Genomic DNA, 24,802 nt, shown 5'->3' on the forward strand with positions numbered 1-24,802 from the left:
AGGAAGTTTATTGTGCAGTAAATTTATTTCATCTTGGTCACAGTCCCTATGTAGCGATGTTCTTTATTGAAAATATCGAGAACACGGATCTTCCAGACATATACATCTTCCTGCACCACTGCACTTCCGCCCTTAATGGTGCCGTCCCATCTTTCATTATAATCGTGCGTAATAAAAATCAGGTTGCCCCACCTGTCAAAAATGAGCAGTTCGTATTCTCTTATTCCGATTCCCACTCCGCTGAACAAATCATTATGATTATCTCCGTTTGGTGTAAATGCATTGGGAACATAAAACGCAAAATCGCGGACTTCAACAAAATGCATCACGGTATCAATACATCCGAATTGTGAAATCACAATCAGCGTTACATTATACATTCCTGTATCTGCATAACTATGCCCCGGGTTTTGCACAGATGAACTGTCTCCGTCTCCAAAAGTCCAAGCCCATTGAACAATACCTGTATAGGATAAATCAGAGAACGCAAATAGTTCGCCCAGTTCGGTAATTGAATTGGGAGAAACAGAAAAATCGGCAGTTGGCTGGGCATACACAAACACGCTGTGTGAAATGGCAGTTGTGCATCCATTGTTTGATGTAAGTGAAAGTGTTGCTGTGTAAGTTCCTGAAGAAGAATAAATATGGGTAGGATTCTGAACCGTATCGGTATTGCCATCGCCAAAAGCCCAGTTCCAGTTAGTAATACTTCCCTGCGGAATCATAGATAAATCACTAAATGAATTTGTGAAACCTATGCACACGCTGTCTGCAATAAAATCAGGAACCGGGTTAGGATAAATTACAATAGTGTCGCTGACGGTATCGGCACATCCGCCTGAAGTGGTTGCAATAAGGGTTACTGTGTATGTTCCAAAGCCAACATAGGTATGCGAAGGACTCTGTTGAGTGGAAGAGTTTCCATCTCCAAAAGTCCATGTCCATGTTAAGGGCGGAGCGGTTGAATTGTTATTAAACTGCGCAGGATAATTTTCACAAATATTCTGAAACGAAAATGCTGCGATCGGCAATGCAAGAACATTTACAGGAATTTGAATTGTACTCTGGCAACCGCTGTCTGAAGTTACCGTAAGCACCACGTTAAATGTTCCGGCAGCAGTATAGGTGTGCGATGGATTCTGCAAAGTGGAAATATTAGAAGCACCGGAATTAGGGTCGGCAAAATTCCAATTCCAGTTTATTAAACTGCCTGGTGAAACAGATGACTGGTCGGCAAACAAGGTGGTATTGCCAATACAAACGGTGGATGCCGTGAAACTTGCCTGCGGAAGAGGATTTACAATTACCACCTTCTTCAAACTGTCCACGCATCCGAATTGATTTGTTGCAACCAGCGTGACAGTAAAAGTTCCTGCATTGGAATAGGTATGATTGGGATTTTGAATAGAAGAAGTATCGTTCGGCCCAGATGACGGTTCTCCGAAATTCCAAAGCCATGATGTGCTTCCGGTGGATTGATCGGTGAAAGAAGTTTGTGTATTAAAGCATTCGTTAGGAGCAACAAATGCAACTACCGGCAGTGCATTTATTGTAACCATCACAGCGTCTGAATTGCTGCAGCCATTTGCATCGGTCACGGTTAGCGAATAAGTTGTAGTTGATGCGGGAGACGCAACAGGATTAGAAATATTGGTGCTGCTTAATCCATTCGCTGGCGACCATAAATAAGTTCCGCCTCCGCTGGCATTTAATTGAGCAGAAGTTCCGGAACAAATACTCACATCCGCTCCCGCATTGGGAACAGGAAGTGCGTTTACGGTTACTGTTACATTAGCTGAGGCAAAACATCCGTTGACATCTGTAACAACTACAGTATAGGTTGTACTTGCATTTGGTGTGGCAACAGGATTGGAACAAGTTGTACAATTCAATCCGGCTGCAGGAACCCATGCATAGGTTCCTCCTCCAGTCACGCTGAGCGTAGTCGAAGCGCCAAAGCATACGCTTGCATTCGGACCTGCATTGGCTATAGGACCGCCTGTAGAATTGACTGTTACGGTTGTTGAATATGTGCATCCGTTTGCATCGGTAACAGTAACGGAATAAGTTGCTGCCGCCAATCCGGTAGCAGTAGAAGTAGCTTGTCCGTTGCTCCATAAATAAGTAAATGCTCCGGTTCCTCCCGAAGGAGAAACTGTGGCGGAACCGTTCAGTTGGTTGCAAATTTCATTTACTGAACTTGTGGTTGCTGTAATCGCAGTTGGCTGAGAGATTACAACTGCGGCTGAAGAAGTGCATCCGCTGGCATCGGTAACTGTGACCGAATAATTACCGGCTATTAATCCTGTTGCAGAAGAAGTTGTCTGTGAGTTACTCCATAAATAAGAATACCCTCCTGCTCCGCCACCTGCAGTTACAGAAGCAGAACCATTGCTTCCACCATTGCAGGAAACATTTGTTGAAGATGGAACGGCTGTTACCGCTGTCGGCTGAGTGATTGTAAATGCGGAAACTGAAGTACATCCGTTGGCATCGGTAACAGTAACCGAATAATTTCCGGCTGATAATCCGGTGGCTGAAGAAGAATTTCCTCCGCTTGGATTCCATGCATAAGTATAAGCAGGAGTTCCTCCGCTCATGTTTACTGAAGCGCTTCCGGTATTTCCTCCATTACATGTTACATTTGTTTGTGATGGAACAGCCGAAAGCGCAGTGGGTTGTGAAATGGAAACTGTGGTTACAGATGAACAGCCATTGGCATCGGTTACAGTAACCGTATAATTACCGAAGGAAAGTCCGGTAGCAACGGAAGTAGTTTGCCCGTTGCTCCAAACAAAAGTATAATTGGGAGTTCCTCCGGTCATTGTTGCAGTTGCATTGCCAGTGTTTCCACCATTGCACAAAACATTATTACTTGATAGAATGGAAGCCGTTCCTCCACCAGTACTGTTCACAGTTGCCGATAAAACAAAAGTGCATCCGTTTGCATCGGTAACAGTAACTGAATAAGTGCCTGAAGAAAGTCCGGTGGCAGTGGGAGAAGTTTGTCCGCTTGGATTCCATAAATAAGTATACGCTCCTGTTCCTCCGGAAGCAGAAACTGATGCTGTTCCGTTTGATGCAGTGCAAATAGAATTAGTGGTGGTCACACTTGCCGAAAGCGCAGCGGGTTGAGTGATGGAAACCGTGGTGGTGGCAGTGCAGCCATTTGCATCGGTAATGGTGCAGGTATAATTTCCCGGAGGAAGTGACGTAGCCGTTGAGGTAGTTTGCCCGTTGTTCCAAGCATAAGTATAATTCGGTGTTCCGCCTGTCATTGTTGCTGTTGCATTGCCATTGTTTGCTCCGTTGCAAGTTACGTTTGCGCTCGAAGAAATATTCGCAGTGCCGGAAGCGGTGGATGCAACGGTGACAGTTCCTGTTGCAGTACATCCGTTTCCATCGGTGATTGTCACTGTATAATTTCCTGCGGATAATCCTGTAGCTGAAGAAGAATTTCCTCCACTTGGACTCCATGCATACGTATAAGCAGGAGTTCCTCCGCCTGCTGTAACTGATGCAGAACCGGTTGATGAACCGCAAGAGGCAGGTGTTGAACTCATGGCTGCAGTCAGGACAGCGGGCTGAGTAATGGTGACTGTAGCAAATGATACACAGTTATTATTATCTGTTACAGTCACCGTATAAGTTCCGGCACACAAACCTGTGGCAGTGCTGGGAGTGCTAATATTATTTTGGGTGAGAACGGGACCAAAAGGACCGGTCCAAACATAATCCCATGGAGAATCAGTGCCCTGAGCAGTAGCTGTTGCAGTACCGGTACATTGACCATTACATAAAACATTGGTTTGTGTCATTACCGGTGGCAGACAACACGTCAATACAGCGCTGAATTGATAATCCGGATCAAGTTGACAGGCAATACTTGACCATGATCCCGATTCGCCATCCCCCAAAGCATTAATAGTCATATTTAAATTTGGGCAAGCACAAGTGGCAGCTGTTTGAATGCTCCAGCAAAATGTCCAGGTACAAGTACCTGATGAATTATAATCTCCATAATTATTTCCCGGATTAGCATCCGCGGGCACAGCGTAATTATAATACCATCCGGCACCAGTTACAGCTCCAGTAGCAGAACTTGTGTTGCTGGGATACCATCCCCATGTTCCGCTAGCAGAACATTCTGTTGGATTTCCAACAGGAGCTAACGTAGCAGTATTCCAACCACAGCCAAATGTAGGTGTGATGCCATGAAGCCAATTAGAACTTATTTGTGTAAATGAACTCACCGTAAAGCAGAATGTTACAGTAGTGCCGGGCAGATAGGTACCATTTGTCGGGAGTGGTGAAGCTGTTAAACTGGAAGCTTGCATACAGTTGTTGCAATCGTTATCATTATCCAGTGTCAACGTAAAATTTCCAGAGCCGGTTGGTGTATTGCCGCTTATCTGGAGATAATAAGTTTGACCGGGTGTTGTTGGCTGAAATGTTGCAGTAAGATTTCCGGCAGCATTTCCAATTGCGCAGTCAAAACCCACAAGGCTTCCACAAGTTCCTGACCACATGGCAACATTTGGAGTGGCTAAAGTGCCACTGATATTAATGTTAACCAGATTGCCGGTAGCTGTAAAACTATACCATACATCAAGGGCAGGAGCCGCCTGATTGCCTGCCGGCTGACATCCTAAAAGATAAGTATAGGGGTTAGGAGAAGTAGCTCCAATATTGGTACCGGCAACAGATACTGTTGTTCCATTACCTGAAGGGCAAGCAGCCGGGGTGGGCAAAGTTCCAATATATTGAGCTGTGCTGCAATCATCACCTTGAGCGAACACACTATTCAACCCGTAAATACAAAATAAAAAATGCGCGAGTAATAACTTTTTTGTCATTAATTTTCTGCGGCTATTTAATTATAGTGTTTTGTTTCATATTGGGCTTACTGTACATTGCCGATAAAGTTCCATTATCATTAAGATGAAAAACAGGTTGAATGTAAAGCGGGTCTCGCGTATCAGAATACTGATTGATATTCACATTCTTTCCCAGTGCGAGCATTTCTCCGGCAGAAATCAGTTCTGCCTTTAGTCCGTTATCAAACAGAATAGTGTTGCGCTTTGTTTTGCAGCGGTAATTCTCCATGTTGGCATTATTGATAGCATCTTTGTATGGCTGAATATCCGCAGCAGTTCCATTATTTGTAATCTGAAAAGTTGCGGGAGCAGCAGTTTGCTGAGAAAAAATATTCTTGCAGAAAAAGATAGAAAGAATAAAAACAAAATTTCTGACGTGAAAAATACCTGATTTCATTATTTTTTAGCACCTTTTAAGATTAAGGAAATTTGTATATTTAGCATGGAATTTAAAGTTCAAGATATTCCGTTATTGTTTTTTGCATACTTAGGTATAGTATCTCCATATTTTTTAGGATTATATTGGTTTGACCCAAAAGCGTTTTCATCTCTTTATCTGTGGTCGAATATTTTATTAAGTATTTCTTATTCATTTCCTGTTTTTTATCTTAATATGTATATTTCAAAATGGATATGGAAAATATTAGGAAGAGGAAATATATTTGAAAAGGATTTTGTTAATGATATTATAAATATTTGTATTGCTTGTGCCCAGCAACAATATATTGTATTATTATATTGTTTAATACGATTTGGAGATAATCCATTGTTCAAATTTTATCATTTTAGAAATAATACTTGGTTTGCTGCATTAACATTATTCATAATTATCGGTCTTTGTTATATATTTATAAATCTGACATCTGAAAGCAAAATAACTACTAACATCAGAAAATTTATTCATTAATAGTATCGGATTTATCAGGGTTAAATACATAAATGCTATTATTATCCACAATTCAATCATTGTTATAAGAAAGAATTTTCCTACATATTTAAGCATTTCCTTAATCTTAAAAGGTGCTTATTTTTTTTATCGTTTCAAAATTCAAAACAGTTATTTTTTTCGAATCCTTTCAGATAATAGACTCATTTTTTGAAAATGGTTGCCGCGAATGTTTGACCTTTTCTTCATAAATTTTGTTAATAACCCAACTATTAGACGAATGGGCAATTATCTTCGATGAAATGCCGAAACTATTAGACGAATACCTGCATTTCTTCAACCAAAGGCAACTATATACGAGTTAGACCTTCCATAGCAGAGATTGACCGATAAGGTTTGGGAAGGTTTTTGTTACTTCTTCTTTCCTTTTCTACGCTTCTTCTTCGGCTTTGGATTGCCTGAAACGGATGCGCTCAGTAGGTCGTGAAGCGAGACGTTTACTTTCAAAGTAATATCTTTTTTATTTTTCCTCATTCTGCAAAATTAGTAATTCGTACATTTGCAATAAGTCGGACAAGTTAAAGTTTCTCACACTTCATCTAAGACACAGAATTGCACTCTGTGTTTTTTCGGCTAATGAGACCGTCTTCGACCTCGTCCATAATATTTTATCCTAAATCTTCGAACATATCACCCTGATATTCTCTTCCTGTTGCTCTTGCTAATGCTCTTTTAAATTTTGACCAGTTGGCGCAGGATTCCATTAAGAATATTGCATTTGAAATATATTCTTTCAATTCATCATTCCCTATGTCTGTTAGTAGTTGATGGTGTTTATATTTTCTATAACCATTTTCAGTCATAGGATTTTTGTCTTGTAGTTTTCCTAAAATTCCCTTTGGAAAACGAGAATAAACTATTTCGTTAGTCCATCTGCCTATAACACTTGGTTTTCTTTTCATGCTATCTTCTTCCCATGCCCATCCGTTCAGTTTAAAAATTAATTGATAAAACTTATCAGGAAATTTTTTATACCATTGCTTTATCTCATCATCAATATATTTTTCTAATAGCCGATTAAAAGTAAATCTATCCTTGAATAATTCAAATCCTGTTGCTTCATAAATAACAGCATCCACTCCAGTTTTAGCAAAAGCAAAAACTATTATTTGTGATTCTTCCGCAAGTTTATATTGATTCTCTAAAAGATTTCCATCCATCTTTGCTTGCATATACATCTTACAGATGTCTATCAAATCGCTTCCCTTAAATCCTTGTGCAGTCCTTCCATTAAAGTTGAAGGTGATTACGCTTTCTGATAAGGGTTTCCCCTTAAATTGTTCGGGTAAATAACCCTGTAAGTTTTGTGGTTTTAAATATCTTTCAAAACCACCTTTTTTATTTCCTGTAAGTAATCCGACAATTTCCCTTTGAACTATTACAGAAGTCGGATTAGTATCAGGATATAAAACAGCGCAAGGAATATCCAACCCTTTTATTTTTATTTTCCCTACAAAATCCGTTGAGGGAATTTCATTTTCTTTTTTTGAATCTTGGGACTGATGCTTACTCATTGATAATTAGTTATTTGCTTTGATATTTTTACTAAAAGTGCCTACTTTGGGACTGGTCTAATTTTATTGTTTTTAAAGATTGTCTATGATTCGTTGTAGCAAATCTTTTGATTCTAAATGCCCTCTTGTTATCTTTTTTGTCATTAGCCATGCAGAATCTTTTGTTACTCCGATTTTTTTTGCGAGTTCCCTTGCGCTTGTATCTGGATTAGCATTTAACTCATAAATCGCAAACAGCCATTTGCGTAAATCAATTTTGGTTTTTTTAAATATTGTTCCTACTGTTACGCTATAAGAAGTATCGCAATTATTACAATGGTATCTATCTTCTTTTTTCATTGCCGAATAAGAGTGATGCTTACAATAAGGACATACTGGTTTGTCGTTCCAGATAATATGCTCAAAAAAGGAAATACAATCTCTCTCTCTTGGGAATCGTTTATATATGTCTTTTAGTGTCATCTTACCTTTATCAATGACAAATGTAATGTAAAAATACATCATTTTACCATTGTTAATAACTTTATCTTACCACTATCTATGACATATTGATATTTATATTATCTTTACTATATCAAACAAAAAGATACACTATGAAAAACTTTAAAAACATTTCCGACCTTCTGACAACTTTTTCAAGCGAAGAAGTATGTAGGAAACACTTAGAAGAATTAAGATGGAACGGTGTTCCAGTTTGTCCGTTCTGCAAAAGCAAGAAACATTATAAATTCAAAGACGGAAAAACTTACAAGTGCGCAAATAAAACTTGCAGAAAAAAATATAACGCAACTGTGGGAACTATCTATGAGAATACAAAAATCCCTCTTCAAAAATGGTTTATCGCTATGTATTTACTTTCCTCTCACAAGAAAGGAATTTCTTCTTTACAACTTAGCAGGGACTTAGGCATCACTCAAAAGAGCGCGTGGTTTGTATTGCATCGCATCCGTACTATGCTCAAAGAAAAAAATCCACAAGCGTTTCAGGGAACAGTTGAAGCAGATGAAACTTTTGTTGGTGGAAAGATTCATAACAAACACGCTTGGCAAAGACATGAATACAGATTAAAAGAAGCGGCAGGAGAACCCGACAATAAAACTATGGTCTTTGGCATTGTAGAGCGTAACAGGGGACTTGTATATCTAAAAACAGTTAATAGCAGAGGACATGAAGATTTAATACCGATTATCAGACGCAGAGTTGAGGGCAATTCTGTTATGGTAACTGATTCTCTTTACGCATATAAAATATTACAAGAACATTATAAGCATTTTGTTGTCAATCATGCGCAGGGAGAATATGTAAGAGGAGATGCTTACACTAATACTATTGAGGGATTTTTCTCAATCCTGAAAAGAGGAATTATAGGTATTTATCACTATGCAAGTAAAAAGCACCTGCAAAAATATTGTGATGAATTTTCTTTCCGTTACAATACAAGAAGCTTAACGGAGGAGGACAGATTTAATTTTGCAATGTCAAAAAGCAATGGCAGAAGATTGAAGTATGCGGAATTGATTGCGAAAAAGTAATTAATCTTTCTTTTCAAAATCAATACCTATCCGTGTATAAGTTTATTTGTCGTAACATTTTTTCGAATAAGTAATAAGATATTTTAGTGTCTGAATTGATAACAATTCTATATCATATCGAGAAATATCATGTTTTGAAGGTATATTAGGCATTATTATTGTGTTAAAATTGTTACATAAAATATTTAACAAATAATTACGTTTAGGATAACATGATTTATATACATTTGAATTGTTGAAAAAATCCTATATAAAAAATATTTCATATAGTAATATTGTTACATTTGCAAACTTTTCTATCTTTACAATAATAGCTTCTGCAACAACTAATACATGAACACCACGCCTAAATTATTATTTACAGAAAAATCCCTTCCATTAATATTGGAGGCATTTGGGAAATCTATTAATGAAGATGGAATAATTATTGAATCTAATGGAGACCCCGTTCTCACACCCGAAGGAGAAGAAATAGATTCAAGAGAATTTGGCGGATTTAAAAAAGGGTCGGAAATTTTTATTAAAGATGATTTATATTCCATCATAAAGTTAGCAGAGGGTAAATATTAATTCCCCTTCCAATGTCCTCTGCAAAGTTTACTCTTGAAAGAATAAAAGAACTTGCCTATAAAAAGGGGGTTGTTATTTTTTTGGACGTAGATGGAACTTCTCAAGAAGCTCAACAAGATAGCACTTATTCCTATGATGAAAAGAGAGGAATATTAAAAATTGTCGTTCCCGATTTAGAGATAAGAGATAAATCTCTTTTACTTGAAATAATCAGAAAAGTCAAAGAAGATGGAGGACTTGGATTCAAGGATTCAAAAAAAGAAATTTTAAATTCTTATATTGAATATGTATCAAATAATTCCGATAAAAATATTCTTCAATTTTATTCTGATATTTTAACTAAAGATGATTATGGCGCACTCAAAATGTCCTTGTATTTGCGCTATGAAGCTAAAAAAGGCAACAATATTTTTATCTATAAAAAAGATATTAGAAATAAATTCGGTACAAGAGGAGTTAATATCTCTAATTTGTGTTCTGCTGGATATTTTGAAACTGAGTTTAGAGAACTATATAATACAGAAGAAGAAAAAGAATTTAGAAGATATTATGAAATAGCAGTTGGAATGGGAGCAAGGGCATTATTTGTTAATTCACACATGAATGTACCCGCAATAGAACAATCATTTGAGGTTATGCTTGATAAAGCATTAAGGTATCACATGAAAGAATTTAGAATACATGGGAAAGGAAAAATAAATGTAATAAATATCAAAAAATTTGTTTCTGAAAGAAAAATTACAGCAGAAGATGTATATACTATTAAAAAAGTATATGATGATTTAGATTTATTTGCAATAGAATATATTGTTGAAATCAGTGAGTAATTTTATTTCTGTTCTATTCGATTTATTTCAATTCATTTTCCCTTTGGTCTAACTCGTATATAGTTGCCCAACCAAACTATCAGTAAGGGCAAGCATTGACTCAGAAAGTAGTTGAAAAGACATTGCATTAATTTCAGCAAGCGGGTTCGCATAACCGGCTTGCACAAAAAAGAAAAACCCTCTTACTGTACTTCGGAGGGTTTTCTTTATGCCTTACTTAGCAGCAGGCGCAGTGCTTGAACGCTTCGGACTTTCGTCAACCTCAAATCCATAATCGCCAAGCTTATGCTCCTGTCCCTTGTAAACGCCCAGCAACACATCACGAATCGCCTTCACGAAAAAATAAACGGTGCTATCGGTAGAACTCAACTGGTCTTTAGCAATTCCTAAAGCATGGTTGCGCAAATCAATAGCGGTCTCGCTGTCTTTTTTCAATTGAAGAGCGAGTGTGTGCTCAGTATCCGATACAGTTGTCTTACGCATAAGCTCATCCATATCTATACTTGCCAGCGGGTTGCTCGCGGCTGCGCCTGCATTGCCTGTTGCGCTTGCTTTATGCTTCAAAATATTCATAGCCAGTTCAATCAGCTTTGCCGCGTTGCGCGGAATCTTTACACGAACTCTTTTTTTTCTTGCCATGGTCTATATACCTCCTTTCAAATTTTCCTTATCCATCACACACTCCATCACGTCATTAAGCATTTTGCGGAACATCGGAGCGGAAGGATTTCTAATCCCAATATTCATAGGGCGAAGCTCTTTAGCTTTTTCAGCAGCATGTTGTAATCTTATTTTCATTTCAATTTTTGTTTTAGTGCAGTTTTAATTCACAGGATAAACCAAACCGTGTGCCAATTATTCCAGGATGAAAGGCGTTTAACATTCTTTAACAATTGAAAGTGAAAAATAGCGCGCGCTTGAGTTTACGCGGAATGAAAATGACATTACGCGGAATGCAACTGATGTTACATGGAAATAAACTGCGGTTACATCGGTGACTTTTGAATCTACATCTATAAATACAGAAGTAACGTGTTTGGCAGGCACTGCTACATTTTTAACTTTTGAGAGCACATCTTCAGTTTCAGCGTTTTTATTGGTGAGTAGCGGAATGTGAAAGAAAGAAACTGAGTTTACAAAGAATGCATCTCATTTTATTTCCACGTAAACGCAAAAGTTAAAGATGTAAACTCATTTTCATTTTATGTAAATTGGGTTTACGGGGATGTAATTGCATTTGTTCTTAACACCATTCTGTTTATTTTTAAGATAACAAAGAAAGAATAAGGATATCGCTTATCGCACCTTACTGACATGCCCGATGTATTGGTGAGGTTGATTATGCACATCAACCAGATTCACTTTCCAGACATATACATCTTCCTGAACAAGCTGATGACTGTTTCCACCCTGAACTTTTCCATCCCATCCTTTGTTGATGTCATGCGATTCAAAAATCAAATTACCCCAGCGGTCAAAAATCATAATGTGAAATTCCTTAATGTATGTTCCGTATCCAAAAAACATTTCGTTAATGCCGTCATTATTCGGGGTGAAGCAATTTGGAATATAAAAAGTAAAGTCGGCTTCCACTTTCAGGCATTTAACAATGGTGTCTCTGCACACGTGGGTTGAATCGTGAATAATAAGTGTGATGCAGTAGGTTCCGGTATCTGAAAATATATGCATTGGATTCTCAAGAGTAGAAGAATTATTTGCACCGGAAATTACATCTCCAAAATTCCAGAACCACACAAATGGATTTCCAACAGAAGCATCGGTAAACGCAACCAGCGGATTCAGGTACGAAACAATGTCGGGATTAAAATAAAAATCTGCTGCAGGAGCTAAAACTCCTCCGACAGAAACAGATAGTGGTTGATTGCAACCTTTACCATCTGTAACAATCACCGTATAAGTTCCAACCGATAGACCTGTTGCAGTAGTGGTTGTTTGAACGGGCGATGTTAGCCAGAGATAGGTGTAAGGCAATGTGCCTCCCGATGAACTGATAGTTGCAGTTCCATTACTTACCCCACAGCCGGCATCCGTTGAAATACTTGTGAGATTCATTCCGGGAGGTTGGGTGATTATTATATTATCAGTTATTGCACACCCATTCGCATCGGTCATTGTTACAGAATAATTTCCTGCTATCAGATTACTTGCAACAAGGCTTGTTTGCGTAGGAATTGTAGTCCATGAATACGTAATTGCGCCTGTGCCTCCGCTTCCGCTTGCGGTTGCAGAACCGTCATTCCCTCCGAAACAGCTTACATTTATAGAATTGATAATACTTCCTGTGACTGGAGGAGGTTCATTAACTGTAATCGTATTTGTGGCGCTGCAGCCAAGATTATCGGTTACTGTTACTGAGTAAGTTGCTCCTGAAAGTCCCGTAGCGGCTGAAGTTGTTTGACCGCCAGGCGACCAGAGATAGGTTAGCGGATTCAATCCTCCTGTTGTAGTGACTGTTGCAGTTCCATTACTTGTTCCAAAACATAAAAGACTTGTTTGAGACATTTGAAGTGCAGGCGGCTGACCAACTGAAATTACCAGCTTGGCAGAATCAATATACGCGCAAACTCCGAGCGAATCTATTGCATACAATGTAACCGTAAATGTTCCTACCGCTGTGTACGTATGCGAAGGAGAAGTAATCGTATCTATCGGACTTCCATCACCAAAATTCCAGATGAAGCTGGAAGCAGCGCTGCCGGTATTTGTGAATGATGCTGTAAAAGGCGCGCAACCGGCATTGGGACCATTCAGAATAGCAACAGCAATAGGATGAATGCTCACATCCATTTTCACTACAGCATTGTTGCAGTTGCTGCTGTTATTTGTGCTTGACCATGCGCCTGGAGTAGTAGGAAAACCGCTCGTGCCTCCGCAACTTCCGCAAACGGATTGATAGATGAAAGCTCTTCTGTCGAAACGGCTTGTTCCTCCATCCACATGGTCGGGTTCAAAGCCACCGTTCTCGCCATAAAAAGTTGCATACCAGAGCGACTTTGCGTCAGGAGTAAGAACCATGAAATAAAAATCGCAGCCATCTGTAGTTGGTTGCTGCGCGTTGGCGGTAATGGGCATTCCGGTTACAGTATTAGGATTTGGGTTTTGAAACTGTGAACATCTTCCCCATCCTGCAATGTAAATGCTTTCACAGCTGTCAACCAAAAATGCTGTGGGAGAAATATTCGGATTCAGAGAACCTGTTCCGACAACAGTAGAAAAAACAGTTGTTGTCAATGAGCTATTGAGTTTATGAATGAATTGCGCGCTATTTGCATTTTTATAAACTCCCGCTGTTGTCTGGTATGCACCGCGTGTTAATCCAAATACATACACATTATTACTTGCGTCTTTTTCCAAAAAGTAAGATTGATCATCAGAAGCTGTCCCTAAAAATGTGGAAGCGAGCAGAGAAGTTCCTGTGCTGTTCAGTTCCGAGATAAAACCATCTGTAGTACCTCCCTGAAAAGTTGTATGAATTACACCGGCCGTAGTGGGAAAATTATTGCTGGTGGTTCCTCCTGTTACATATACATTGCCCGCAGCATCGAGTTTCAATCCGTATGCTCCGTCATAATTGCTTCCGCCCAAATAAGTGCTGAAAGAAAGAGCAGAAAGATTACTGTTCATTTTGAAAACGCATCCATCCTGAGGTCCACCCAACGTTGCATCGTATGCGCCTGCAGTTGTAGGAAAGTTTGAAGATTGTGTGGATGCGGCTATGTATACATTGCTTGCGTTATCTAAAATAATTTCACTTCTGCCATCATCCGCATAACTGAATTTTGTCATCCCGAATGTATAAAACCCAGCATTATAATTTACTCCATCATCACCTGAACCACCAATAAACGTGGATGCAAGCAATCCACCAAGTGTATTAAACTTGCCAACGATTATATCCCCTCCTCCGTTCAGTGACTGATCATAAGCGCCTGCGGTAGTCGGGAAATTTGCCGACCATGTTCTGCCTACAACATACAATTCATTGTTGGCATTGACAAACATGCTGTGCGGCTGTTCGTTATCAGCACCTCCGTAATAAGTTGCAAAAAGGCGGGTAGTTCCGGTTGGATTATATTTTATGATTGCAATGTCAAATGGATAACCTGAACCTCCAGCTCCTCCTCCACCAAATGTTGCTTGCGATGCTCCCACTGTTGTCGGATAACCGGCAGAACAAGCTACTCCTGCCGAATAAATATTTCCGGCTGCATCGTAAGTTGCGGTGAAACCCCAGTGATCAGCTGGTGAACCTGAATAAGTAGCGGCAATAAGTGTGGGGTCAATTATCAATGGAAGTGATTTGTCATAATTGCCAACAGAAAAGCCAAGCTGGTTGTCATTCAGGTTCAGAACATAGTTGCAGGGGATTTCTTTTTTCTCTCCATTTATTTTCTGATACGCATAGGGCTTTTGCTCGATCACCATTCCTAAACTTGTTTTGATGTAGAAATGCCCGTATGAAAGATACAATGAGTCAGCTCCGTCATAAGACATTTGGATATTATTATAATCCCCGCCTGGATTAACAATGAAATCATATTTCAGATGCATATCGGATGCATAAAAGTTTACATCAATGTTATCATAAATGTTTTCATATTTCACTTTCTCAAACATTTTTACATTCTCAGCCCATCGTGAAGAGTCATTGCCATGATAATAATTATTTACAAAAGAATATTGATTGTCTCCTTTTATCTGCACAGCGGGATTACTATTCTCAAATTTTACTTTCCAGGCATGATAGTGAACGGTAATGGGCTCCATCTTTGTTTTCCCGAATCCGTGGAAGTCAACATTTTCGGAAAGAAGATACGTAAGCGTATTGTTTTCAAGAAATAAATTTCCTCCGGGAATCTCTGCGTGAAACTTTACCTGCGCAGGCCACTGGTTTTTATTTTCGTCAAAGAAAAGTTTTGAAACTGATGACGGAATTTCTTTGTTCGCCTGGGCAAAAATAAATTCAGTATCCGTCAGGAGAAGGAGAGAGAATAATTGAACAAGGATTCTCATGTATTATTAAGACGCATACTTATTAAATGGTTGCCCAAAGGAAGTGAAAAAATTACGTTTCTGCAATTTTTTTTAGCAATTAATTAGAAACCAAAGAAAAGAATGAAATATGCGCTATTTATGGCGCAATTATTTGAATATATACTCTCCACTTTTTTGAACTGAAACAGCAGGCAGCATTTTATTGTTCTCGAAATGGTCAAAGCCCTTTTGAATGTTTTTCCAGAAAGAAATCATTACGGAGTCCTCTTTATATTTTTCTTCATACGATTTCATGTTTGTTTCATTCATTCTGAACGGAAAGATATGAACTGGAATTTTTGTTTGTCCGTTTGATTTTGCTTCCACCGCCATCAGGTAAACCTCTTTTATTTTATCATCCGTTAGCGGCATGCAGCCGATGGTAACACAGTTGCCATGAATGAAAATATCTCCGCCAAGGTTTCCTTTCCCGCCAAGAATTTTATCAGAAGCATTCGGATAACTCACGCCCAGCGATAAATAAAAATTGCTGGAAGGATTGAACCGGTCAATCTCATAAAAACCTTCAGGCACCTGCCCGTCACCTTGTTTCCTTTTCGGACCCAGATCACCGGAAGAAGAACAAATAGAATATGTTTTTATCAGCTGATATTTTTCATCCTTGAATGGCTTCGCCCATATTTCCAATTGCGCTTCTTTCTTAAACACGCGTATAAAAATATTCGCTGAAGAAAGTTCCACGCCTTTGGAGGAAAATAATTCTTTCACAAGTTTTTCCTTTTCTTCATACGCAGTTTTCACTCTGGGGAATTTCTGCTGCTGTGATTTAAAATCGTCTGTCATGAATGCGGAAGAAAAAATAATGAGCGAAGATAAGAGGAGTGTTTTCATCTTGTTAGCAATTTTGTTTACAAGTATAACGATTCTCACTTAAAAAGATTGCTTTGTACGATATTTTTGTTTCATGGCAAAGAGCAGAAAAAAATTGTGGAAAGCAATTGGGTCTTTCTTCATCAATAAATATTTTATTTCTCTTCTTGCCATAATCGCCTGGGTGGTTTTCTTTGATAAAGATGATGTTCTTTCCCAGCACCAGTTGAGAAAAAAATTACATCAACTGCAGGAAGAAAAAAATTACTACCAGGAAGAAATTACAAAAAGCAGTGGGGAAATAAATGAATTAAAAACAAATCCTGCCAACCTCGAAAAATTTGCCCGTGAAAAATACCTGATGAAAAAGGATAATGAAGAAATTTTTGTCATCGTAAAAGACAGCATTAAGAATACCCGCTGATTTTTTTTCATCCGCTCCGAGGGAAATATTTTCAATCCCAACCAAAAAGAAAATCTGCTTATAAAAAACTGCTCATGATAGAAATTGGAAAGATAAATCAACTGCGCGTTGTGAAACATGTTGATTTTGGAGTTTATCTTGACGGAGGTGATGAATACAATGAAATACTTTTGCCACGCAGATATGTGCCAAACGACTGCCAGATCAATGATACGATAGATGTATTTATTTATTTTGATTCAGAAGACAGGATTATTGCCACCACAGAAACACCGTTCGCCATGGTGGGTGATTTTGCCGCGCTGCTGGTTAAATCGGCAAGTTCTATAGGAGCGTTTCTGGATCTGGGACTGCAGAAAGATCTTCTGGTTCCGTTCAGCGAGCAAAAACTTCCAATGACAGAAGGAGAAACTTATGTTGTATATTTATATGTTGATGAATTAACAAAAAGGATTGTTGGTTCTGCCAAGCTCGATAAGTTTTTAAAAAAAACTCCCGGCACTTATCAGGAAGGGCAGCAAGTGGATTTGCTTATTTGCCAGCAAACCGATCTTGGCTACAAAGCCATTATTAATAATACGGACTCGGGTCTGCTCTACAAAGGAGAAGTGTTTCAACCGCTTGCCATCGGAGAGAAAATAAAGGGGTTTGTCAATAAAGTGCGTGACGATGGAAAGATTGACCTCATCCTGCACAAACCAGGCTATGAAAAAGTGAATGATATTTCAACACTCATTCTTGACAAACTGAAAAGAGAAGGGGGTTTCATTGCGGTTACAGATAAAAGCCCTTCGGAAATAATTTACAAACTTTTTGGAGTCAGCAAAAAGACATATAAGAAAGCAGTGGGGGCATTGTTTAAAGACAGACACATTGCAATCACCGACAAGGGGATAAAAATACCTGATGAAAAAAGATAACAGAAAAAGTTAATCATTAATAGTTATTCATAATAGCCAAACTATTTCTGAATCACAATTTTCTTCACAGCATTTCCCGTCTCTGTTTTAATTTGCAAAAAACAAACTCCGCTGGGCTTAGAAGAAAGATTAAGAGTTGTTGAGTGATTGAGTGGCTGAGTTGTTGAGTTTAACTCATTAACTCCCGAACTCATCAACTCAGAAACTTTCTCTCCCAGCACATTCATTATTTCTACTGCTGAAATTTTTTCTGAGGATTCAATGGTAAAGATTCCATTGCTGGGGTTGGGAAAAATCATAAAATCGGTTTCCACAGTGTTCTCTATCACGCCCACTCCTGATGGTTGATACTTAAATACGGTTCCCATATTGTTTGTGCCGCCAGTTTCAGCCATTCCATAGAGAAAGTTGCCATCAAAAATAAGAGAGCCATAAGGAATACTTCCGTTTGTACTACTGAAATCAAGCAGTTTGGAATATGCTGTCCCATCGGGCTTTATTTTAAAGAACACTCCCATATTGTTTGTGCCACCAGTATTTGTCATTCCGTAAAGAAAGGTTCCGTCAGAAATAAGAGAACCGCGAGGATTTTTTCCGTTTGCACCGGATGCGAAATCGTGCAAGTCGGCATAGCCGCTTCCATCGGGTTTTATTTTAAAAACAACTCCCCAACCGTTTATGCCGCCATCAGCTGTCATCCCATACAAAAATGTTCCGTCAGAAATAAGAGAGCCATAAGGAGTGCTTCCGTTTGCTGTGCCTGAAAAATCAAGAAGTTTGGAATACCCGCTGCCATCGGACATTATTTTAAATACTACTCCATAGCCACTGGTGCCACCTTGAGTTGTCATTCCATAGAGAAAGGTACCGTCAGAAATAAGAGATCCGCGAGGATTACTTCCGTTTGTTGTTCCTGCAAAATCAAGCAGTTTGACAAACCCCGTTCCATCGGGCTTTATTTTAAAAATGATTCCAATGCTGTTTGTGCCGCCACTATAGGTCATTCCATAGAGAAAAGTACCATCAGAAATAAGAGAGCCAGTAGGATAACTTCCATTTGTTCCTAAGAAGTCCAACAATTTGGAATACCCGCTTCCATCGGGTTTTATTTTAAAGATGGTTCCATAACCGCTTGTGCCTCCTTGCTCTGTCATTCCATAAAGAAAGGTTCCGTCAGAAATAAGAAAGCCGCGAGGATAACTTCCGTTTATTGTTCCAGCAAAATCAAGCAGGTTGGCATACCCGCTTCCATCGGGCTTTATTTTAAAGAGTACTCCCAGATTATTTGTGCCGCCATTTTTTGCCATTCCATAGAGAAAAGTGCCATCAGCAATAAGATCGCTTTGAGGATTTTGTCCATTTGCTGTGCCAGCAAAATCGAGTATCTTGGTGTATTGGGCATTTGCTATTGTACCAATAAATACAAACAAAATAATTGCGTAAAGTTTTTTCATTGTATTTTACCCCGTTGGATATTGGTTTTTATTTTTCACTCGTAGTTCAACGGGTTTATCCTACGGGTTTATTTTTGAATAATAATTTTCTTCACCACACTCCCCTGTGGGTCTCCACCCCTTCGTGGCTCCGTTTTGATTTGCAGAAAGTAAACTCCGCTGGGCTGAGAACTTAAGTCAATAAGTGAGTGAGCGAGTAAGTGATTTACCCCGTTGGAATTGTTTCCTACGGGGTTAAGCGAATACACTTTTTCTCCCAGCACATTCATTATTTCAATAGATGATATTTTTTCTGAGGAGTGGATAGTGACGATTCCGCTAAATGGATTAGGATAAACAGAAATTTGTATTTGATTATTCAATTCATTAACTGCAACATCATTCTCTTTGGTAGTATACTTCCAGAAATCATTTGTATAAGGCCCGCTGCTGCTGGTGTTGCCGGTTCCTAAATACCCATCTGTGCCGATAAAAAATCCAACACCACCCCATCTTACAGATGCCGGCAGAGAAGCTCTTTGCGTCCATGAATCAAAGGCAGGAAAATATTCCCAGAAATCATTGTAATAAATGGAGGAAGTAAAGTTGCCGCCTGTTCCTATGTATCCGTTATTACCGATTGAGAAGGATACAAAACCTGTACGAGGCAGCCCCGGGAAATTTGCTTTCTGTGTCCATGAATCTGTTGATTGGTCATACATATACCAATCAGAATACGTGGCGCCTATAGTAATGTCGCTTCCCATTCCAAGCCATGCCTTCTGCCCAATCGCAAATCCTGCCGGAGCAGTTCGAACAGCACCGGGAAAAGAAGTTTTTTGAGTCCATGTATCATTGAAAGGATCATATTCATAAAAGTCATTATACATAGGTCCGGAAGAACTTGATGTTCCAAGACCGAGGTATCCTTTAGCGCCAATGGCAAATCCTGAAAAGGCATATCTTGCCGCGCCCGGAAAATTTGCTTTCTGCACCCATGAATTATTAGAAGGGTCGTATTGCCAGAAATCAGTATATACATTTCCGTTTTGTCCTAACCCGACATAGCCCATTGTGCCTATTGCAAAGCCGGAAGTCATTCGCCCTGCTCCTGCAAAATTTGCTTTCTGTGTCCATGTATCATTGGAAGGATCATATTGCCAGAAATCATTTTGATATGCGCTGCCATCCCATCCCAATCCGATGTATCCATAATTACCAATGGAAAATCCCGTTGCGCCATAGCGGGCAGTTCCTCCAAAATTTGTTTTCTGAGTCCATGTATTTTGTCCTTTTGCAATTGCGCAAAAAAGAACAAGCAAAACAACCGCGGAAAGTTTTTTCATTGTAGCTTATTTTTGAATTATTAGTTTTTTAGTTGCACTTCCTTCATCCGTTTTGATTTGCAAAAAATAAATTCCGCTTGGCTGAGAACTTAAGTCAATAAGTGAGTGAGTGAGTAAGTGATTTACCCCGTTGGAATTGTTTCCTACGGGGTTAAGTGAATACACTTTTGCTCCCAGCACATTCATTATTTCAACGGCTGAAATTTTTTCTGAAGATTGAATCGAGAAGATGCCGCTGGTGGGATTGGGGGAAATGGAAGTATTGTCTTCTAAATTATTTTCTGGTACTCCTCCAATAATTGAAACACAGCCATCTCCATAATTAATACCAGAAACGACAATAATAGGTGAAACATTTTTTAATATTCCTCCTGTAGATGTAACAAAAGGAGCATTATTAACTCCTATACTTGGAACTGAATTTGTTCCGATAGTTGCTCCTGCACACCAATTTGTATTTGTATTGCCAGATGAATCTGTCTTTATTATTCCTCCTTCACTATAGCTATTCATCATTCTGCTTCCAAAAAGCGGACCTTCACCCACAAGAACCACTCCTGTGTCATTTGCAGCAACTACATCATGAAGCATCAATAGAGCAGAGCCAACCCATTCAGTATTGCCTGATGAGTCAGTTTTAACATAATAATCCCCACCACCAGCAATCTGGGTACTTGTAAAAAAAACAAATCCGCTATCTTTTGTCATACACATTTTTAGGAATGTGGGTCCACTCATCATAGGATAAATATTATCATAACTTTTTATCCATAATAAGTTTCCTGAATAGTCAGTTTTCATAAGAGCAGTTTGTGAATTAGTCCAAGAAGGATCAACATAACAAACAATTCCGTTATTAGTAAGCTCAAAGTCATGCCCATAATTAGCGTAACCATAGCCATATCTTTTTGCCCATAAAAGAGTTCCCGCAGAAGACAATTTCAGAAGGCATATTTCATCTGCGAAAGAAGAACTAAAACTATTTGTAGTGCCAATCAAGACGTATCCGCTATCAGAAGTTTGTTTTATTGTATTGCATACTTCTACACCGCTGCCACTAAATGATTTATTCCAAATCAAATTACCTAATGAATCTAATTTTATTACGCAAATATTTCCGTTATAACTGCCTCCAATAATATACCCATTATCATTTGTTTGCTGGCAGGAAGTAGCTACATCACTACCAGTATTCCCAAATGTTCTCGACCATATTGTATCTCCGATAGAATTTATTTTTACTATAAACATATCGTCATTGCCATTTGTAAATGGAATGCTGTATGTATATCCGCACAAAATATATCCGAAATCTCTGGTTGGCACAACAGAATAAAACCCATCTGTTCCGCTTCCACCAATCTTTTTGCTCCATAAATAATTCCCTACCGAATCTATCTTCATGATAAATCCATCATCATTATATGCACTGTCTCCTGTTCCTACAGCCAAGTAGCCATTATCATTTGTTGTAGTAACTGAATAAAATGTATAGTAAAAAAGCGCCTTTGAAAAAGTGATCTGCTGTGACTGTCCATTAATAAAATTGCAAGCAAAGGCAAACAAAACAACCACGTAAAGTTTTTTCATTGTATTTTACCCCGTTGGATATTGGTTTTTATTTTTCACTCGTAGTTCAACGGGTTTATCCTACGGGGTTTATTTTTGAATAATTATTTTTTTCACCACACTCCCCTGTAGGTCTCTACCCCTTCGGGGCTCTGTTTTGATTTGCAGAAAATAAATTCCATTGTTCGCTTCGCTCAAATCGATGTTAGTTGACCCGCCTGCCGGACGGGCAGGTAGTGGATAGTTGTTAGTGGTTGTATTTGGCAACTGACTACTGTACACTTTTTCTCCATACACATTGTAAACTTCAATGGTTAATGGTTGATGGTTTACCCCGTTGGAATTGTTTCCTACGGGGTTGATGGTTGATGTATTTCCATTAGCCATTAGCCATTGCACATTAAACTTTCCGTTTGTGGGATTTGGATAAACCTGAATAAAATCCTGCATAGCAGAAGATGTAATTCCGGTAATGCAACTTACAATGGCTGTATCAGACAAAAGGCATCCGGCAAAATCGGAAACAGATACAATAAAAGTGTCGGCAGGCAGGCCTGTCGCAGTTTGTGAAGTTTGTCCGGATGGACTCCACGAGTAGGTGTAAGGCGAAGTACCTCCGGAAACAGTTGCCGATGCGCTGCCATCACTTGAGCTGCAGGAAGAAGCATCCGTAACACTCATGCTTGCCGAAAGTGCAGCTGGTTGTGAAATAGAAACCGTGGATGAAGTGGTGCAGCCGATTGCATCGGTAATGGTTACAGTATAGATTTGAGAAGTGAGATTTGAGATTTGAGAAGCAGTGCCTAAGTTACTCCACAAATAAGAATAAGGAGTTATTCCCCCTGACGGAGTTGCTGTTGCGCTGCCGTTGCTTCCACCGCTGCAACTCACATTGGTTTTTGAAACAGTTACTGAAGGACTTGAAACAGTCACCGTCACTGAAGCGCAGGTGGTAGTGTTGCAGGTTCCTTCTGCTCTTACATAATATGTTTTTGTGGTGGTGGGAGCAACGGTTATTGAACTTCCGGTTCCCGCAAGCGTTGTGCCGCAGGTAGCGCTGTACCATTTCCACGATGCGCCTGTGCCCAGCGACCCGCCATTAACAGTTACTGTGACCGAACTCCCTTTGCAAATTGTTCCGGTAGATGCCGAAGCAGAAGTAGGATTTGACGAAAGGTTATTCACTGTTACCGTCACTGTCTTCGATGCCGTACAACCTTTGCTGTCAGTCACAGTTTCAGTATATGTAGTAGTAACCGTTGGACTGGCTGTTGGATTAACTGCCGTAGAAGAATTTAAACTTGCCGCAGGACTCCATACATACGTATAGGGAGAAGTTCCTCCGCTTGCAGCACCGCCTATGGTAGTACTTGAACCGCTGCAAATTGTTTTTCCCGCTCCAGCATTGGCAACAAGCACGGTTGGCTGCGTGATGGCAACGGTTGCAGTTGTTGTACTGATGTTTGCATCTGTAACGGTAACTGTATAATTTCCTGCTGTAAGTCCGGTTGCCGTTTGAGTGGTTTGTGCGGGTGTTGTATTCCATAAATACACATAAGGTGAAATGCCGCCACTCACAGTAGCGGCAGCAGTTCCGTTGTTGCCGCCAAAGCAATTCACCATGGATGCATTCACATTGTCTATGAGAAGGGTATAAAACTTAAATACTGTTCCGCTGTTGTTTGCTCCGCCACTGTAATTCATTCCGTAGAGATACCCTGCGGAAAAATAAAAAGAACCGTAAGGATTACTTCCGTTTGCAACACCAGAGAAGCTGAGCAGTACAGCATATCCTGTTCCAGCGGGTTTTATTTTAAAGATGGTTCCCTTACTGCCGGTTCCTCCGGAATAAGTCATTCCATAGAAAAACGTGCCGTCAGATTTAAGAGAACCATAGGGAAGGTTTCCGTCAGGAGCAATTGCAAAATCATGCATCTTGGCAAAGCCCGTTCCATCCGGTTTTATTTTAAAGATGCACCCAAGATTATTGGCTCCGCCCTGATTTGCCATTCCATAGAGAAAGGTTCCGTCAGAAATAAAAGATCCGGCAGGGTATCTTCCGTTTGCCAGCCCGGTAAAGTTAAGGAGCTTAACATATCCTGTGCCATCGGGTTTTATCTTAAAGATGACACCAATGGAACTTGTTCCGCCCTGCTCCGTCATTCCATACAAGAATGTTCCATCAGAATAAAGCGTGCCGCGAGGATTGCTTCCATTTACAGCACCTGAAAAATTAAGCAGTGTGGCAAAGCCGGTTCCATCGGGTTTTATCTTGAAAACGGTTCCAAGACCATTTGTTCCGCCACTCTTAGTTGTTCCATAAAGAAAAGTGCCGTCAGAAATAAAAGAGGCATCCGGACTGCTTCCGTTTGTATTATTGAAATCAAGCAGTTTGAGATACCCCGTGCCATCGGGTTTAATTTTAAAGATGCATCCTATTCCATTTATGCCGCCCAGATTAGTCATTCCATAAAGAAAAGTGCCGTCAGAAAAAAGAGAGCCAAAAGGAGAACTTCCGTTAGTGGCGCCTGCAAAATCAAGCAGCTTAACATATCCTGTTCCGTTGGGTTTTATTTTAAAAATGGTTCCCAGATTATTTGTGCCTCCGATACTGGTCATTCCATAGAGAAAAGTGCCATCAGAAATAAGATCGCCTTTAGGATATTTTCCGTTGGTGGCGCCCGCGAAATCAAGGAGCTTGGTGTACTGGGCATTTGCAAAGCAGCAAACAAAAAACAAAGAAGAAAAAAGTAATTTTATTTTCATTCAGCCAAAGATTAGAAGTGTTCCGACAAAGATATACTATTCATTTGCACCTAACAATTAAAGTAGGAAGCGAAGGTACAAAGTAACTTCGCCACCTCTCACACCACTGTACATGCTTAGACGCATACAGCGGTTTCATAAAGTTTTAATCGTTTGTAGTTTGCCGATAAACTGTAGTAACCTTCTTTTGCA

19 protein-coding genes are annotated in these 24,802 nt (G+C 39.4%); 6 read left to right on the forward strand and 13 right to left on the reverse strand.

The window, feature by feature from the left end; all coding sequences use genetic code 11:
• Window positions 1-23: 23 nt before the first annotated feature.
• Complete coding sequence (locus HY841_15690; protein ID MBI4932201.1) at window positions 24-4,856, reverse strand: PKD domain-containing protein; 4,833 nt, start codon at window positions 4,854-4,856, stop codon at window positions 24-26.
• 13 nt (window positions 4,857-4,869) lie between these two features.
• Window positions 4,870-5,274, reverse strand: a complete 405-nt coding sequence (locus tag HY841_15695; GenBank protein ID MBI4932202.1) for a hypothetical protein — start codon at window positions 5,272-5,274, stop codon at window positions 4,870-4,872.
• A gap of 45 nt (window positions 5,275-5,319) precedes the next feature.
• Here HY841_15695 and HY841_15700 point away from each other — a divergent pair, with 45 nt between their 5' ends.
• Complete coding sequence (locus tag HY841_15700; protein ID MBI4932203.1) at window positions 5,320-5,784, forward strand: hypothetical protein; 465 nt, start codon at window positions 5,320-5,322, stop codon at window positions 5,782-5,784.
• A gap of 647 nt (window positions 5,785-6,431) precedes the next feature.
• Here HY841_15700 and HY841_15705 read toward each other — a convergent pair.
• A complete protein-coding gene (locus HY841_15705; protein MBI4932204.1) occupies window positions 6,432-7,337 on the reverse strand; it encodes a P63C domain-containing protein in 906 nt (301 codons plus the stop codon).
• A 72-nt stretch (window positions 7,338-7,409) separates the two neighbouring features.
• Window positions 7,410-7,841, reverse strand: coding sequence for a transposase (locus tag HY841_15710; GenBank protein MBI4932205.1), 432 nt, complete (start codon window positions 7,839-7,841; stop codon window positions 7,410-7,412).
• A gap of 89 nt (window positions 7,842-7,930) precedes the next feature.
• Here HY841_15710 and HY841_15715 point away from each other — a divergent pair, with 89 nt between their 5' ends.
• The 3 genes from HY841_15715 (at window position 7,931) to HY841_15725 (ending at window position 10,266) form a co-directional block, all read left to right on the forward strand.
• A complete protein-coding gene (locus HY841_15715) occupies window positions 7,931-8,869 on the forward strand; it encodes an IS1595 family transposase (protein MBI4932206.1) in 939 nt (312 codons plus the stop codon).
• A gap of 333 nt (window positions 8,870-9,202) precedes the next feature.
• The gene (locus HY841_15720) at window positions 9,203-9,439 is read left to right on the forward strand and encodes a hypothetical protein (protein MBI4932207.1); all 237 of its coding nucleotides are present in this window, start codon (window positions 9,203-9,205) and stop codon (window positions 9,437-9,439) included.
• An 11-nt stretch (window positions 9,440-9,450) separates the two neighbouring features.
• Window positions 9,451-10,266 (forward strand): hypothetical protein, encoded by an 816-nt coding sequence (locus tag HY841_15725; GenBank protein ID MBI4932208.1) that lies wholly within the window; start codon window positions 9,451-9,453, stop codon window positions 10,264-10,266.
• Between the two features lie 213 nt (window positions 10,267-10,479).
• Here the strand turns inward: HY841_15725 and HY841_15730 are convergent, their stop codons facing one another.
• The 5 genes from HY841_15730 to HY841_15750 form a co-directional block, all read right to left on the reverse strand.
• Complete coding sequence (locus HY841_15730) at window positions 10,480-10,905, reverse strand: hypothetical protein (GenBank protein ID MBI4932209.1); 426 nt, start codon at window positions 10,903-10,905, stop codon at window positions 10,480-10,482.
• A gap of 3 nt (window positions 10,906-10,908) precedes the next feature.
• Entirely contained in the window at window positions 10,909-11,064 is a 156-nt protein-coding gene (locus HY841_15735; GenBank protein ID MBI4932210.1) for a hypothetical protein, read from the reverse strand.
• Between the two features lie 78 nt (window positions 11,065-11,142).
• Window positions 11,143-11,340 (reverse strand): hypothetical protein, encoded by a 198-nt coding sequence (locus tag HY841_15740; GenBank protein MBI4932211.1) that lies wholly within the window; start codon window positions 11,338-11,340, stop codon window positions 11,143-11,145.
• A gap of 222 nt (window positions 11,341-11,562) precedes the next feature.
• On the reverse strand, window positions 11,563-15,300 hold the full coding sequence (locus tag HY841_15745; GenBank protein ID MBI4932212.1) for a gliding motility-associated C-terminal domain-containing protein: 3,738 nt from the start codon (window positions 15,298-15,300) through the stop codon (window positions 11,563-11,565).
• A gap of 129 nt (window positions 15,301-15,429) precedes the next feature.
• The gene (locus HY841_15750) at window positions 15,430-16,173 is read right to left on the reverse strand and encodes a L,D-transpeptidase family protein (GenBank protein ID MBI4932213.1); all 744 of its coding nucleotides are present in this window, start codon (window positions 16,171-16,173) and stop codon (window positions 15,430-15,432) included.
• Between the two features lie 73 nt (window positions 16,174-16,246).
• Here HY841_15750 and HY841_15755 point away from each other — a divergent pair, with 73 nt between their 5' ends.
• Together HY841_15755 and HY841_15760 are read left to right on the forward strand one after the other, a co-directional pair.
• Window positions 16,247-16,576, forward strand: a complete 330-nt coding sequence (locus HY841_15755; protein MBI4932214.1) for a septum formation initiator family protein — start codon at window positions 16,247-16,249, stop codon at window positions 16,574-16,576.
• 74 nt (window positions 16,577-16,650) lie between these two features.
• The gene (locus tag HY841_15760; protein MBI4932215.1) at window positions 16,651-17,496 is read left to right on the forward strand and encodes a GntR family transcriptional regulator; all 846 of its coding nucleotides are present in this window, start codon (window positions 16,651-16,653) and stop codon (window positions 17,494-17,496) included.
• A 41-nt stretch (window positions 17,497-17,537) separates the two neighbouring features.
• Here the strand turns inward: HY841_15760 and HY841_15765 are convergent, their stop codons facing one another.
• The 4 genes from HY841_15765 to HY841_15780 form a co-directional block, all read right to left on the reverse strand.
• Window positions 17,538-18,950, reverse strand: coding sequence for a T9SS type A sorting domain-containing protein (locus HY841_15765; protein MBI4932216.1), 1,413 nt, complete (start codon window positions 18,948-18,950; stop codon window positions 17,538-17,540).
• Window positions 18,951-19,018: 68 nt separating this feature from the next.
• A complete protein-coding gene (locus HY841_15770; GenBank protein ID MBI4932217.1) occupies window positions 19,019-20,275 on the reverse strand; it encodes a T9SS type A sorting domain-containing protein in 1,257 nt (418 codons plus the stop codon).
• Window positions 20,276-20,281: 6 nt separating this feature from the next.
• Entirely contained in the window at window positions 20,282-21,865 is a 1,584-nt protein-coding gene (locus tag HY841_15775; protein ID MBI4932218.1) for a T9SS type A sorting domain-containing protein, read from the reverse strand.
• A gap of 69 nt (window positions 21,866-21,934) precedes the next feature.
• The gene (locus tag HY841_15780) at window positions 21,935-24,610 is read right to left on the reverse strand and encodes a hypothetical protein (protein ID MBI4932219.1); all 2,676 of its coding nucleotides are present in this window, start codon (window positions 24,608-24,610) and stop codon (window positions 21,935-21,937) included.
• Between the last annotated feature and the right edge of the window lie 192 nt (window positions 24,611-24,802).

Source organism: Bacteroidota bacterium (assembly GCA_016213405.1).
In the GTDB taxonomy this organism is placed as follows: Bacteria; Bacteroidota; Bacteroidia; order Palsa-948; family Palsa-948; genus Palsa-948.